The following is a 13,977-nucleotide window of genomic DNA, read 5'->3' on the forward strand; positions in this document are numbered from 1 at the left end:
CTATTGAAGAATTTAACAATCAAATTAATTACAAAAATGTAGCTTAACTTAATGTGCAGTTTTCATTTGCATATCCAAAAGGAATGATGACCGAAATGATGGAAGCATCTAAAACAGATACTACGATGATGTCTGAAATGTGTAAATCGATGATGGATAATCCTAAAATGATGGATATGATGAAAGATAAAAAAATGCAATCACACAAAATGACTGGAATGGATAAAAATATGGATATGTCCAAATAATACAAATACAAACAACATTAAAATATAGAAAAATGGAAACTAAAAAAACGTATACCTGCCCAATGCACCCAGAAGTTACTTCGGATAAACCAGGAAAATGTCCCAAATGCGGAATGAATTTAGTGGAGAAAAAAGAATGAAAATTCTACTAGCAACCGATGGTTCAAAATATAGTAAAACAGCAATTAATGAAATTGCCAACAGACCATTTCCTCCCAAAACCGAAGTGTGTATTCTTGCCGCTTATGAAATTACACCCATCGTAAACACTTTGGAACCAATGGGTGTTTACCACGAATACTATGCACAATTTGATGAAAACGCATTTAAAAATGCAGAAAAAAATGCAAAAAGTGCAGCCAAAATTCTTGAAAATAAAAATCCAAATCTGTTAGTAACCACAAAAGTAGTTGCAGGTTCACCAAAAAGCATAATACTTGACGAAGCCGAAAAATTTAAAGCCGATTTGATAATAGTCGGTTCACACGGATATGGAGCCATCGAGCGTTTTGTTTTGGGTTCAGTTGCGCATTCAGTTGCGTTACATGCAAAATGTTTTGTAGAAATTGTTCGTAAATAAAAAACTTAACAATGGACAAACACATATCCATTTTGTAGTACGGTATATTGAACTTACTGGTAGATTTAAGAACCTAATGTAAGTTCGTTACTGTAAATATATTGTGAAAAAGATTTATAGGTGTTTTGTATTCATGAATTTTCCCTAGTCTGTCGTTTAATTTATTCATTACCAATAGAGAATCTAATGATTTGAACTTTTTTCCATTTCATTTAGTCTATATAATTTACATCTTTTTTTTCGGTCGTTTGTATTCATTAATAGGTTTTATGGGATAATTATCAAGGATATCATACACAGCAGGATGTAAGTTATCCCCGATATAAGAAGGGTCATATAAATTACCTTTTGCAGTTCCCGTCCATACAAGCCTATTCAGTTTCCTGTCAATTATATTCAGCGTGATTCCACCTTCTGTATATTCTACCTTTTGAGTAACATAAGTGGCATAGTTGTAATGATAATGGTGGCGGTAAAAGTGAGTGCCTGGATAAGGGTAATAATAGGGGTTGTAATAATACCAACCCGAAGGATAATATGTATAAACAGGCATACCGACTGTTTTTTCCTTTTTAACGGCAGTGATAACTAAGTCAAGAAAAACATCTGGTGTATCAATGCTTATTTTGTATCCTCTCTCTCCCATGCAATGAGTGAAATAGTTGCGTGTATTGTTGCGAATAATCTGATTATTGTATTCGCCTTGAGCTGTGTCTTTATCCGGTAGCCACGCAAACGTTTTGTATTTTGTAAAATCAACACTGCGATCATAATCGGAAGTGATTTTCGTATAAACCCCGCATCCAGCAATAGCTAGTAAAAGAAGGCTAATTAAATAGGGAAATAATTTTTTATGTGTTTTCATTTTTTCTGTTTTTTATGTAACACTTTTTCAGTGAAACTATTGTTATTTGATTTGAATGGATTTCACTGATTTGATTTCTTAAGCAATGCCTGAAAAATTTGTATCGTTATCTCATTGTTCCATCCTTCTGGCAAATCGATCCCAAAATCACTTAACCGCAATTTAAAATTGAGTGTAAGCAAACAGGAAATGGTTTCGTTGCTTGCAATGTGTTTAAGCAATCCGTTTACATATATTGTTTTCACCTTTCCATTAAAATGTAGTTCTGCTTCAAAATTTAGTTTGTGATCTGGATGTTGTAATGTCTCCACGTAAGGAATGTTCAGTTTTCCTTTCAGGATTACCGGCCCTATGGATGAGTTAATAAGTTTTACATTCAATGAATCTGTTGTAGTGTGTAAAGTAGCTGGATTAAGTGTTAATCCGATTTCAGCAGTTTCATAATTGATTAAAACAAACAAATGATTGCTATTGGCTATTATTATGGAATCTCTGTACGAGCCGATAACTTCAATACTTCCTTCCCTGGTCTGGTATCTTTGCTGCGCCTTAGCTGAAAAGCTCCATAGGAGTAATGCTATAATGGTGCATACCCATACTTTTGTTAGAATTTTCACCATTACTTTATACATAATTACGATATATATATGTTTGCAATTGCTTTTCTGAATTTGAAATATTCTCCATTCCTTTTAAAAGCACTTCGGTTATTATCATTTGAATTATTTATGTTTTTTTCATTCATTTTCCTGATGATTTTGCCCTTGGTGTTCCATCATTCCGTCTGAATTTTTCAGAGAATTTACATAAACATAAACCGAAAGGATTTCTTCTTCGCTCAAAATGTTTTCCCATGCTGCCATTGCAGTTCCCTTCATTCCTTTTTTTATGAGGTATATTCGTCCTTGATTTGAATAAAATGATGAATGCTCAGGGTCAGTAAAATCGGCTGGCTTTGGTTGTAATGTTGTTGCTCCTGGACCATCACCTTTACCACCACTACCATGACAAGTAACACAATATTTTGTGAATATGTCTTTACCTTGTGCAAGTTGTTCCTCAGTACCGGGAGATACGGGCTGATTATATTTTTCGCCTAATTCCTGTTTTAACCATTCGCGCGTTTCATTCATTTGTTGTGAATGTTCGTTATGTTCATGGTTGTGATTTTCTTCACCTTTTTGTTGAGGATGGTTCTGTTCAATTTGCTCCTGGTTTTTTTCTGAATTCCGGCAGGAAGTAAGCATCAGCACTGCATACATCAATGCGGTAATGATTGCAAACTCGATTTTGGTAGTTCGGCAGAGTTTACACAGAGTGTGACTGAAGAACTCACGATATTGTTTTGATTTTTTCATAGTTGTCGTTTTAGTTTTTAAATTAAACCATAAACCAAATACAAATTCTCGATACTTTTTACTAAAAAACGCTTGAATTAGATGCAAAGTACTATTCTTCAGTAATTTAATATAAATTTACGGTTTATTTAAGGATGTAACTTGGAATTTTTTATTTTTTTATTTCCACAAATAAATAATATATATCATGCTGTAGGAATGATTAACTTCATAAAACCATTACGAGTTTTAGGATCTTTCCATCCTGCCATTACCGTCACCACTCTCCCTAATAACACTTTGTCAATGCTTATAATGACTCAAGTCGAAGTATTTACCGATGGTAATTTGAGTACAGTTTGAATGAAAAGCAATACTAAATCATTTACTTTAAAAATTGAAGTATTCATTTCAAAGTAAAATGTTAAACTTATTTTTATTATTTAAGCATTTGCTTAAATAATAAAACAATAAATTACATTTGTTTAGTATTTAATTTAACAATTACAACAATGGACAATAATCAAACGTGTATAAGAGTTTTTGCAGATATAAAACAAATCAACGCCTGCAAAAACAAATTGAACAATAACAGTAATGCTTTTGGGCTATTGAGTGGTTTATTAGCATTGGCCGGCAATGAAGTACGACTGAAAATAATGTTTCTTCTTGAAGAAGAAAACGAACTTTGCCCTTGCGACCTTGCCGATATTTTAGGAATGAGTATTCCTGCCGTTTCACAACATCTTCGCAAAATGAAGGACGGAAATGTTATTGAAGCTAGACGATCTGGTCAGACTATTTTTTATTCTCTAAAATCAGAACAATTACAAATACTTCGTCCCTTTTTTAAATACATTATTAGTCAAAATTCAAATTTAGAACTCATATGAACACAAATTCAAAATCAGGAAAATTGGCTGGAGCAAGTATTTTATCAGCAGTGGCAGCATCACTTTGTTGCATAACACCCGTTTTAGCTCTTATTTCTGGAGCTTCTGGCGTAGCATCAACGTTCTCGTGGTTGGAACCTTTTCGCCCTTACTTAATTGGAATAACTGTTTTGGTATTGGGCTTTGCTTGGTATCAAAAACTAAAACCACGAACCACGAAAGAAATACAGTGTGCTTGTGAAGAAGAGGATAAACCACCTTTTATGCAAACTAAAAAGTTTTTAGGCATTGTAACAGTGTTTACTTTTTTAATGATGGCTTTCCCATACTATGGACAAATTTTTTATCCAAAAGCGGACAAACAGCTAATTGTTGTTTCTTCTGATAATATGCAAGAAGTAAAATTTAATGTGAGTGGAATGACTTGCGCCAGTTGCGAAGAACACGTTAAAAATGAAGTAAACAAATTACCGGGAATTGTAACCGTTTCCGCTAATAGCAACGAAGGAATCGCATTTGTAAAATTTGACAACAATAAAACGAACAAAGAGGCTATCATAAAAGCTATTAATACCACAGGTTACAAAATATCAGGAGAAGTACCAACATCATTAAATTCCCCACACGGACAAGCTGGACACGTTTGTGGTCCAAATGGGTGCAAATAATTTTTTGCCTATATATTAAGCATTTAATTAAATAAGAAAATGAAAACAGAAAATATAAAACTCGACATCGCAGGAATGACCTGCGAACATTGTGCCACAGGCATTGAAAAAATGCTTACCAAAAATGAAGGAGTAACAGAAGTAAAAGTGAGTTATCAAAACGGCAGTTGCGAATGTTCTTTCGACCCTTCTAAAACCAGTAAAGAAGAAATTATCAATACTATTAACAGCACAAAAAATTATAAAGTAGCTCATACCGATGAAACTAAATGTTGTAATACAAACGCAAACCACTTCGATTTAATTATCATCGGTGGTGGTTCGGCGGCATTTTCGGCAGCTATAAAGGCCGAAAGTTTAGGATTATCGACCTTAATGGTAAACGGTGGTTTAGACTTTGGCGGAACTTGTGTAAACGTAGGTTGTGTCCCTTCTAAAACCCTTATTCGTGCAGCGGAAACAGCTTATCACGCAACACATTCCAATTTTTCGGGCATCAAACCCAAAGGTGTTGCTATAGATTTTGCTCAAGTAATTAAAGACAAAAAACAATTGGTAGCCACGCTCCAGAAGAAAAAATATATGGACGTGGTAAGTGATTTTCATAACCTGAAAATGCTAACGGGTTGGGCAGAATTTTTAGATACTAAAACCATTGTGGTCGATGGTAAAGTAAAATATACGGCTCTAAAATTTATCATTGCCACAGGAGCAACTACCAATATTCCAATTATTGAAGGGCTAAACGAAGTAGGTTTTCTTACCAACGTTTCGCTTTTTGATTTAGAAGAAAAACCCGAAAGCATCACCATTATGGGGGCTGGTTATATTGGTTTAGAAATTGCGATGGCTTACAATCGATTGGGTGTAAAAGTGCGTATCATTGAGTTTACTGACCGTGTGTTGAGAACGCAAACACCCGACATCAGCGAAGCCTTGGAAACACAAATGAAAAATGAAGGTATAGAAATCTTGCCGAATTTTAGAGCAATAAAACTTGAGAAAAAAGAAAATGAAACCATTATTCATTGCAAATGTCCTGATGGTTCTTTTACACAAATTATCGAAAAAGGAAAAATTGTAGTGGCATCTGGCACAAAACCCAATACGCAAAAAATAGGATTGCAAAATATTGATTTGAAACTTGATAAAACAGGACACATTTTGGTAAATGAAAAAATGGAAACCAATTTACCAAACATCTATGCGGTGGGAGATGTTACTAACACACCTGCATTTGTTTACACAGCAGCCTTTGAAGGTAAAATTGCCGTAGAAAATGCGTTTACAGGAGCCAATAATGAAGCCGATTATTCTTCCTTGCCTTGGGTAGTTTTTACCGACCCACAAGTAGCAGGAGCAGGATTGGACGAAGCACAGGCAGAAGCCCAAAACATTTCTTTTGAAGTAAGCAAATTAGAATTAAATAACATTCCAAGAGCTATTGCAGCCAATGACACAAGAGGATTTATCAAATTAATACGAAATACCGAAACCGATAAATTGATTGGTGCAAGAATTGTTGCTCCCGAAGGTGGCGAACTCATTCAGCAATTGAGTATGGCTATCAAGTACAATATTACCGTAAAAGAATTGGCAGAAAGTTTTTATCCTTATTTAACATTAGGCGAAGGCATAAAACTAGCAGCCATCACTTTCGGAAAAGATGTTGCCAAATTGAGTTGCTGTGCTAGTTAAATTTTAATATAAAAAGCACGACTATCAATTCTATATTATGCGCCAGTAGTTGCCCTTGCTGATACAGGAATTGCCAGGGGAGACTTAGGAAGTGACGTCTTGGAGCGGGCGGTTTAGCCACTATGTGGGAAGCCGTCTTTGCCGATGTCGGAGTTGCTTTATTGGCGATTTTAAACGCAGTTAGAATTCAGAGGATGAAGTTTTAGATAAAATAAAGTTTATGGGAATAGAATTAGAATTAATACTGCTATTGATTATTCAGGCAGTTGGAACTTCATTTTTTGCTCGGTTTGAAATAGAAACACCTGTCCTAAAAAAAGTATTCAAATGGCTGGCGATTGATGCTGTTACCATTGGCTTATACTACCTAGTAAACCATTATGCAATTCTGTTTCCAGTAATAATGATTGCGATAGACACAATTGTACATTTCAGAATTTGCAAAAAAAATGGAATTGACCCGTTCTTAGCTACGCCAAGAAAAAAATATTACAAATTAAGAGGATGGAAATGGAAAGAATAGTTAATGGAACAATCCAAAGGTTCGGATAGGTCAGCGGTTAAATGATATGGTTTGATAACCCGAAACCAATTACCAACGCTCAAGCAGTTTTTCCGCAGCAATAAACATTGGCAAAAAAAACAAACAAATTATTTAGCAAAACATTGGTTTAGCATTTATGGTAAAAGCCGTTGTTCTCGTTCTTGTCGCAGGAGGTTTAGCCACGATGTGGGAAGCCGTTTTCGCTGATGTTGGTGTGGCTTTATTGGCCATTTTGAACGCAGTCAGAATCCAGAGAATGAAGTTTTAGAGTTAGTTATAGTAATTCAAGAAAGGATATTTGTTGTAAATGCAAGCATCCTTTTTTAATTCACAATAATTATGATTTTTAAAAACCGATTGGATTTATGAATAAACATAATTTTTACTGTTTAGTCTTTCATAACTGTACTTTAAAAATTGAAATATTAATGCAATGTTTTTATAATTTATTCTGTAAATTTCGGCTTTCAAAAATCATTCCTTTTAAAAACGTTTAATAGTTATATATCGATGAATTCGTTATTAATTCTACACAAAATATGAATAACAAATATGATTTTTATATTGATGAAAGTTGTCATTTAGAGAATGACCATATACCGGTTATGTGTATTGGTTATATCAAAGTGCCTATGCAACAGTACATCCAATTAAAAGGAGAGTTCAATCAAATTTTGGAAAGAAACAACCAACATTCCGAATTAAAATGGAATAAATTTTCCAATGCCAGAACGGAATTGTACAAAGAATTGGTAGATTTCTTTTTTCGCACGCCTTTGGAATTTCGTTGTATTTTGGTAAAGTATAAGGAACGTCTTAATCATAAGGATTTCAATCAAGGCTCACATGATAATTTCTATTATAAAATGATTTATTTCTTATTGCGCCCTAACGAAAGTAATGGAAATGAATATAGGGTTTTTATTGACGTTAAGGATACCCGTGGAAGAGAAAAGTTAAAAAAGATAAATGAAGTTTTTGATATTGAATACAAAAGAAAAACACCTTTTGTTCAATTTCAACATTTGCATTCACACGATAATGTTTTCTTCCAGTTAGCCGATTTTTTTATTGGTGCCATAACCTATAAATCAAGAGTAGTATTGGAGGACATCAAAAATCCGATACCTAGCAAAATGGATTTCATCAAGTATCTGGAACAAAAGTCAGGTTTTAATTTAGAAGAAGGCACAGAACCATGGGAAACTAAATTCAATATTTTCGATCACCAACCTAAAATAAAAGGGTAATGGATTTATTTGATTTAGACGACCATATCCCTAATTTAGGAATAGACCCTTCGCAGGAACACTTGGAGGTGCTTTTTCAATTATTCAAAGAAGATTTTTTGGATGATGAATTTTATTTTGACGGTTGTAAAGTAATTATTGATACAAGAAATTCCAAAGAAGATGGATTTAAACAATACCCTCACACTTTTGTGAAATTAATCACAAGAGGAGACAAAGGCAAGAGATGTTTTGATAAAAAAAGAGCGAATAAAGTACATTGGATAAAACCTATCCTTGAAAATAAAGATACAGACGATGTAATTTGTTTTCAGTTTCTGGAAGGAGATGGGAAAATCAGGGATTACTTTTGGTTTAAAGAAGGATACTTTTTGGTGATTATGGAAAAAATCACGCCTGATTATATAATAGTTTCAAGTTTTCATATAGACGATGAGAGAAACCAAAAATATTACGAAAGAAAATACCAAAACAGGGTAAAATAAAAATGCCACAACTAAGGTGTTGTGGCCGACCAGATCCTTTTCCCTAGGGAAATGATGTTGCAAATATACATACTCTTACATCAAAAAACAAATAAAAGTTATAAAAGACAAATAAAAGTGAATGCACGAATATTTCCAAGAGTCATTATCTCATTCACCTGTACAAAACCCTCATTTAGTCCAAGTATTCCTAAACTCAGGTCTTTGCTTGTCTCATTTCTCTAATTACGTTAGTAGTAACGAGAACATTTTTTTTCGTTCTGTTTTATCGAAAATATTTTAGTCTCCGAATGTCACTCCTTTGCCAACGCTCCAATAGTTTTTGTATCTCCAGCAACATTCTTCTAAAAGAGAAACACCTCGTAATGGAGAACAAAAACTATTCCCCAAGCTGTGTTACATAATGTGGCATTATGGTTCATAAAGAAACACCTTGCTCTGATTCAAGTTTACGGATGAACCATAATAACATTATGTAAAACATCCGCAACTGCCAACGCGCAAGGGGTTTGCTCCAGGACAACTTTTTGAGCAGCTCCCATCGCATCTCCCAGCCGCTCAAAAAACCGTCCTTCACAAACCCCAAATCACTGCTTCGATTGAACCTGTTTATTTAACGATAATGCTATCGTTTTTTCAGGAACTATAACTTGTTTTATCAATGAACCGTTGAAATCGGTAATATTTGCATTGCTTTTGTAGGTGCTTTTTTAAAAGAGCGGATTACATTTTAATTGAATTAAAGCACCCACAAAATCAAAAAAAGCCAGCAAGAGTATTATTTTTTATTTGTCAGAAATAAAGTAGCCCATTGCTTTTCCGTTGGCTCAATGCCTAGCGTTTCCATAACATCGATTTTCAAACAATAAACCTTCTTTCTTTAAACAACAATGGGCATCAAGCCACCAAGAAAAGCAATCACAAACATCCCTGTTCACAAATAAAAAATCGATACCCTTGCTCACGCTTCTGCCAGCGCACTAGGTAGTATTTGCATTTGTTTTTGTAAGTGCTTTTTAAAAGAGCGGATTTGATGTTAATTAAATTAAAGCATCCACAAAATCAAAATTTACCAGCAAGAGTATAGATTTTCATTGTCCATACAGTTTCAAATCGGTACAATAAAAATCCATACCCTTGCTCTCGCTACTGCCAGCGCACTCGGCAAGTACAGTATTTGATTTTTAATAATACGCTGCATCACACTTTCAATTAATTTCAAAACTCAGCTTCCGAATGATATAAGTCAAAAATCAAATGAAATCCAAATAAGAAACATCCTGCTCACGAGGAAAAAAAAATAAATAAAAAAAAGTAAAGGTAAGCTCCAGTTTCAAGAAAGTAAAGTTCAAGCCCTACGGGTTTTTGATAAAATCTCCACCCATTCGGGTAGTATTTTCTCAAAAAACTTGACTTTTTTGAAACCTCCACTTATAAGACGACTTTCTTTTTTTTCTTTTTTTCTTTTAAAAATTATGTGGTGCCGAGCGTAGCGACAGTATCATTTTAAATCCGAAAGTATGATGAATTTTATTGTAAAAACCCACCAAAAAGACACTCTTTACAAGGGAAGTCAAATTTTCATCCTTAATAAAGGAATGAATAGCGGAAAACCCCAGAAAGAGCCGTATGCAAACAGTTTTGTTATCCAATTTCCAAATGAAGAAGATGCGGAAACAGGCTATTGGTTAGCCTACAGTCTTTGGAAGTCAAAATTTTGGCACCAATCCCTTTGCGGTTCAGTAATTCCTTTTTTACGTATCCATGATTTCAAGAAAGATTTTGCTCATAAAGTAGATGAAATGCTTTTAGAATTTGAGCAACATCAAAAGGAAGTAAAAGCGTTGCGATTATTGGAGCTAAAAGAAGAGCAATTTCATCAAAATATCAACTTAATAAACGATATGAGAAGAGTTATTTTACATCGTTACTGCAAGAAATAATTTTAAAACTTAAAACTAATACAATATGAAACTATTTATTTTATACCAAACCGATATTTGGAAAACCAAAACATCAAGAATTTATTTTGGAATATACGATAGCAGACCAAAAGCTATTGACAGTGCAAAATATAATGGACTATATTGCTCTAATGCAGAAGTAATAATAGAGGAAATAACCCTTAACGAATTTAAAGAAGTATAGCTATGAAAACGAATTTTAAAAAACAGAGCCATTTAGTTCTTACCACAGGAAACGACGAAATAATTGCTATAATTAAATGTGACGCGGGTTTGCAGTATTTAAAGGATAAATTAATTCAATCTATTTCGGAAAACTTTGATGCAAATGAAGTGGTATTGCAAACTGACATCACAATTATTGCGTATGAAGTAATACATATTTTTAAAGCAAACATATATTCAGATAATGAAAGTACCGAAGAATATTTTAAACTAACAAATACACCAATTTATTAACAACAGAAAAGCCCATTCCTTTCGGTTTGGGCTTTCGTTTCGTTTAATTCTAGGTCACCATAACTCGAATTAAACTATTTCTTGTACTTCTTGATAAAAAATTTAAGTGCCATTGATATTGCAAAACTGACTATTGCTCCAATCGTAGCTAATAGGATAGTTCTTAAAACATCTTCCGAATGTAAATTCGGCAGTACACTCAAAAATGTGCCTCCAGCTGTACCAATTAATGTTGGATTACTGGACTGCATTTTTATGATCGCTGATTGTCGTAATCTGACTTACTGCCGATAATACACCGCCAGCAACAGCCAAATAACCTGCAATTGAACTAATAACTACTGGCAAAGCAACTGGTGCAGCCAAAATAGTTCCGCCAACAGCAGCCAATACCAGTCCAATATTCCGAAGCACTTTGAAAAATTTTGGAGTTGGAGCTTTCGCTCTTTTTACTATATTCATAATTTATGAATTTATGATTGAACAATTAATGAAACCGTTTCTTCTCGTTCCAAAGCCTTATAAACCAAGTTTTTAAATTTAGCAAAAGCTTGTCGCGATTGAAGACCTAAACCTGGTCCAGAAAGTTTCGTTACAGGAGCAATACAACCATTCAATTCTTTTTGAGCATTATTGGCAGGATGCAACAAAATAAAACTTCTGTTTTTTACATCAACCATCTCAATATGCCATTGAAATTTCCGACTGTAGCGCTTTTTCAATAAATATTTCCCTTCCGGAATGCAGGAAACCCTTTTCTCGTTATTTTTCCAAGGCAATTCAATTGTACAACAGATGAATTTGCCCTCACATTCGAGTTTTCCGTTAGTTCCATCAGGGAAATAAGTTCTAGATAGTACCAAAACCATCCTATAATCCGCTTACTTGAACCAATGCCAATGGATTATAAGATCCATTTTTCAAAGGATACATTCTACCATTAACCTCTTGATAAAACTCAACTCCAAGAGCTAAAAACAAAGGTTTTGTACTGTTAGGAGTTACCGCATTCAAATGATTGATAGCTACGGTTGGAGTCATATCCCATGGAAGAATCGCAGTTTCAGAATTTGTAGTGACGAAAACTTCTGCTTCAAAATCAATTTCAGCCCCAGCTGATATAATTTTGAAATGAGTAGTTCCACTTGGTGCTGCAATCATATTGGCAGGTATAAACGATACCAAATCAACAGTGATTTCTCCATTAACTCGATCAATCGCTCCAATAAACGGAGCAAATAGGGTAGTTCCCAATTTTCCTCCAATATTGAACTCAAAGCCTACTAACAATTCCGCTTCACCATCAATTACATTACGTAAACCACGTTCGTTGGTTAAATCTGCTTGAATTACCTTAACCATAGTTTGAGTAAGTCGGCTCACCATTCTACTGTCAGCAGAATTCAAGAGCAAAGTTCGCAATGCAGTTCGCAAAGTTTTACCTGCCTTCCCTGCCCTGCCAAATTCGGAGCCATTTTCACGTGTTCTCTGGAACGCTGGATCATTTGCAATTCTGCTGGCATCGATTCCTCCTTTTTCACGTGCTAAATGACCATCTTTGGTTTTGTAAAAAGTAATATCCCCGATAGTACCTTTCAATTTAATTATGCCCTTCTGTCTTGCCATAATTACTAAATTTAGATTAAATTATTACTTAAAACTCTTTCAATCATCATCTGTTGCAACACCTTTCGATTGATTATGAAGCAAATTTTAGCCAATTAAACCACATAAAAAAGACTCCCCTATTCCATATGTCACTTTGTGACACAAATGGCAGAAATCGACATAAATACCCATTTACACCCATCATAAATGGAAACAAATCGTCGCTTCTGAACGAAAGGAATTATTTACTATTTTTATTGAGTGCAAGAACTTGGGTCATAAGGGTTTCAAGTTAGGCAAAGCCCAATCAAAGCTATATATAGAGTATGAGAACCGAAAACAAGAGATTATGTATCTACCCAAAAGATATACAACGCATAACAGGAAAGAGTTATCGCCAAAGCATTAGACTACTTCAAAAAATAAGAAAGGAGCTCAATAAGCTCCAAAATGAGTTCGTGTCAATCGAGGAATTTTGCCAATACACGAGCCTAAAAATTGAACAGGTTGAACCTTTAATTATTGGTTGAAAAACGCGTTTTAGGCAACTAAATTTTGAACCGATTCCAATTCAATAATATTACTCGACCGGTTCAAATTTTAAACAATGAAAGACCTTTTTTTATTTTGATAAACCTTTAATTATCACTATATTTACAGCGATAAGATTACATGATTTTTTACCTATAAATCGTAGGAGTAAAATCGAGACCCTTGTTTTAAAATAGTTTGCGAGACATCGTAAACACTGACATAAGGAGATAGATACAAATCCCTCTTTCTCCGCTGAAATCGTAACCCCCAACAAACGTTGGGGGTTACGTCGTTTTATACCGGACCCGTTTTCTCCGCAATATAAAATTCACAAAAAGTTACATAATTGTAAAAGCCCGTAAACATTGCGCTTTGCAGGTTTTTTATCTTTTTCGGTTTATTGGTAAGGATATTAAAAGGGCCAACCAAAGTGACCCTATAGGTGACCCTATTTTTTTGTTTTTTGCAAGTATTTAATTATTAAATTATCATAATTTTAACATTTTAATCGATTCCCCAGGAATTCCCTGAAAATCAGTATATTATTTATTTTTTTAAATTAAATTTAGCTACAAACCTAAAAAACAAGTAGTTATGCTAAACATTTATTTTTATCTCAAATCAGGGAAATTTAATTGGAAAGGCGAATCTCCAATTTTTGTACGCATCTCCTATAATCAGAAATCCACAACAATGACAACTGGTAAATCAATATCAAAGGAAAGATGGGAATTTACCAATAAGCTGAGAAATCTTTTAAAGCTTGATTGAGGTCGGTATCTAACCACATATTATTTCTCTATGGCAAATATTATCTGCCTTTACCATCCTTTTGATTAAATTG

At 34.1% G+C, this 13,977-nt stretch carries 19 protein-coding genes and 3 pseudogenes; 15 read left to right on the top strand and 7 right to left on the bottom strand.

The genetic code is table 11. The features are described from left to right. Positions 1 to 53 precede the first annotated feature (53 nt). The 3 genes and pseudogenes from FNW38_RS16485 to FNW38_RS16490 all read left to right on the top strand — a co-directional run bounded on the left by FNW38_RS16485 (position 54) and on the right by FNW38_RS16490 (position 828). Positions 54 to 248 (top strand): hypothetical protein, encoded by a 195-nt coding sequence (locus FNW38_RS16485; RefSeq protein WP_144065081.1) that lies wholly within the window; start codon positions 54 to 56, stop codon positions 246 to 248. A 47-nt stretch (positions 249 to 295) separates the two neighbouring features. Then, positions 296 to 382 (top strand): annotated as a pseudogene (locus tag FNW38_RS17825) (heavy metal-binding domain-containing protein); the annotation flags it as partial. 2 nt (positions 383 to 384) lie between these two features. After that, the gene (locus tag FNW38_RS16490) at positions 385 to 828 is read left to right on the top strand and encodes a universal stress protein (protein WP_185963163.1); all 444 of its coding nucleotides are present in this window, start codon (positions 385 to 387) and stop codon (positions 826 to 828) included. A 226-nt stretch (positions 829 to 1,054) separates the two neighbouring features. Here the strand turns inward: FNW38_RS16490 and FNW38_RS16495 are convergent, their stop codons facing one another. The 3 genes from FNW38_RS16495 to FNW38_RS16505 form a co-directional block, all read right to left on the bottom strand. Next, the gene (locus FNW38_RS16495) at positions 1,055 to 1,693 is read right to left on the bottom strand and encodes a DUF4136 domain-containing protein (protein WP_143388877.1); all 639 of its coding nucleotides are present in this window, start codon (positions 1,691 to 1,693) and stop codon (positions 1,055 to 1,057) included. Between the two features lie 62 nt (positions 1,694 to 1,755). Then, positions 1,756 to 2,313, bottom strand: a complete 558-nt coding sequence (locus FNW38_RS16500; RefSeq protein WP_143388878.1) for a hypothetical protein — start codon at positions 2,311 to 2,313, stop codon at positions 1,756 to 1,758. A 117-nt stretch (positions 2,314 to 2,430) separates the two neighbouring features. After that, positions 2,431 to 3,051: a c-type cytochrome gene (locus tag FNW38_RS16505; protein ID WP_143388879.1), complete on the bottom strand. Its 621-nt coding sequence runs from the start codon at positions 3,049 to 3,051 to the stop codon at positions 2,431 to 2,433. Positions 3,052 to 3,542: 491 nt separating this feature from the next. On the opposite strand from FNW38_RS16505, the gene FNW38_RS16510 reads away from it, so the two are divergent. The 11 genes and pseudogenes from FNW38_RS16510 to FNW38_RS16555 all read left to right on the top strand — a co-directional run bounded on the left by FNW38_RS16510 (position 3,543) and on the right by FNW38_RS16555 (position 10,991). Further along, the gene (locus FNW38_RS16510; protein WP_143388880.1) at positions 3,543 to 3,923 is read left to right on the top strand and encodes an ArsR/SmtB family transcription factor; all 381 of its coding nucleotides are present in this window, start codon (positions 3,543 to 3,545) and stop codon (positions 3,921 to 3,923) included. Further along, the gene (merTP, locus tag FNW38_RS16515; RefSeq protein WP_144065079.1) at positions 3,920 to 4,591 is read left to right on the top strand and encodes a mercuric transport protein MerTP; all 672 of its coding nucleotides are present in this window, start codon (positions 3,920 to 3,922) and stop codon (positions 4,589 to 4,591) included. Before FNW38_RS16510 ends, merTP begins: the two co-directional genes overlap by 4 nt. A gap of 39 nt (positions 4,592 to 4,630) precedes the next feature. Continuing rightward, positions 4,631 to 6,289: a mercury(II) reductase gene (gene merA / locus FNW38_RS16520; RefSeq protein WP_143388882.1), complete on the top strand. Its 1,659-nt coding sequence runs from the start codon at positions 4,631 to 4,633 to the stop codon at positions 6,287 to 6,289. A 98-nt stretch (positions 6,290 to 6,387) separates the two neighbouring features. Next, a pseudogene (locus FNW38_RS18025) lies at positions 6,388 to 6,495 on the top strand (cadmium transporter); the annotation flags it as partial. A 14-nt stretch (positions 6,496 to 6,509) separates the two neighbouring features. Beyond that, positions 6,510 to 6,812, top strand: coding sequence for a hypothetical protein (locus tag FNW38_RS16525; protein WP_144065078.1), 303 nt, complete (start codon positions 6,510 to 6,512; stop codon positions 6,810 to 6,812). Positions 6,813 to 6,903: 91 nt separating this feature from the next. Further along, positions 6,904 to 7,101 (top strand): annotated as a pseudogene (locus tag FNW38_RS17830) (cadmium transporter); the annotation flags it as partial. 271 nt (positions 7,102 to 7,372) lie between these two features. Continuing rightward, on the top strand, positions 7,373 to 8,083 hold the full coding sequence (locus FNW38_RS16535) for a DUF3800 domain-containing protein (protein ID WP_143388884.1): 711 nt from the start codon (positions 7,373 to 7,375) through the stop codon (positions 8,081 to 8,083). Then, on the top strand, positions 8,083 to 8,568 hold the full coding sequence (locus FNW38_RS16540) for a hypothetical protein (RefSeq protein ID WP_143388885.1): 486 nt from the start codon (positions 8,083 to 8,085) through the stop codon (positions 8,566 to 8,568). The genes FNW38_RS16535 and FNW38_RS16540 overlap by 1 nt, the downstream gene beginning before the upstream one ends. A 1,520-nt stretch (positions 8,569 to 10,088) precedes the next feature. After that, positions 10,089 to 10,511 carry a DUF6943 family protein gene (locus tag FNW38_RS16545; protein ID WP_143388886.1) on the top strand — a complete coding sequence of 141 codons (423 nt, stop codon included), beginning with the start codon at positions 10,089 to 10,091 and terminating at the stop codon, positions 10,509 to 10,511. A 25-nt stretch (positions 10,512 to 10,536) separates the two neighbouring features. Then, positions 10,537 to 10,716 (top strand): hypothetical protein, encoded by a 180-nt coding sequence (locus FNW38_RS16550; protein ID WP_143388887.1) that lies wholly within the window; start codon positions 10,537 to 10,539, stop codon positions 10,714 to 10,716. Positions 10,717 to 10,718: 2 nt separating this feature from the next. Continuing rightward, entirely contained in the window at positions 10,719 to 10,991 is a 273-nt protein-coding gene (locus FNW38_RS16555; RefSeq protein ID WP_143388888.1) for a hypothetical protein, read from the top strand. A 74-nt stretch (positions 10,992 to 11,065) separates the two neighbouring features. Here FNW38_RS16555 and FNW38_RS16560 read toward each other — a convergent pair whose 3' ends face one another. Genes FNW38_RS16560 through FNW38_RS16575 form a run of 4 tightly spaced genes read right to left on the bottom strand, consistent with a single transcriptional unit; the run spans position 11,066 to position 12,617 of the window. Next, positions 11,066 to 11,242 (bottom strand): hypothetical protein, encoded by a 177-nt coding sequence (locus tag FNW38_RS16560; RefSeq protein ID WP_185963164.1) that lies wholly within the window; start codon positions 11,240 to 11,242, stop codon positions 11,066 to 11,068. Continuing rightward, positions 11,229 to 11,453, bottom strand: coding sequence for a hypothetical protein (locus FNW38_RS16565; protein WP_143388889.1), 225 nt, complete (start codon positions 11,451 to 11,453; stop codon positions 11,229 to 11,231). The genes FNW38_RS16560 and FNW38_RS16565 overlap by 14 nt, the downstream gene beginning before the upstream one ends. Positions 11,454 to 11,464: 11 nt before the next feature. Next, positions 11,465 to 11,860, bottom strand: a complete 396-nt coding sequence (locus FNW38_RS16570; protein WP_143388890.1) for a DUF5675 family protein — start codon at positions 11,858 to 11,860, stop codon at positions 11,465 to 11,467. A gap of 1 nt (position 11,861) precedes the next feature. After that, complete coding sequence (locus FNW38_RS16575) at positions 11,862 to 12,617, bottom strand: hypothetical protein (protein WP_144065077.1); 756 nt, start codon at positions 12,615 to 12,617, stop codon at positions 11,862 to 11,864. A 1,110-nt stretch (positions 12,618 to 13,727) separates the two neighbouring features. Between FNW38_RS16575 and FNW38_RS16585 the strand changes: the two genes are divergently transcribed. Then, positions 13,728 to 13,904: an Arm DNA-binding domain-containing protein gene (locus FNW38_RS16585; RefSeq protein WP_143389019.1), complete on the top strand. Its 177-nt coding sequence runs from the start codon at positions 13,728 to 13,730 to the stop codon at positions 13,902 to 13,904. Positions 13,905 to 13,977 lie beyond the last annotated feature (73 nt).

Source organism: Flavobacterium gawalongense, assembly GCF_007097265.1.
Taxonomy (GTDB): domain Bacteria; phylum Bacteroidota; class Bacteroidia; order Flavobacteriales; family Flavobacteriaceae; genus Flavobacterium; species Flavobacterium gawalongense.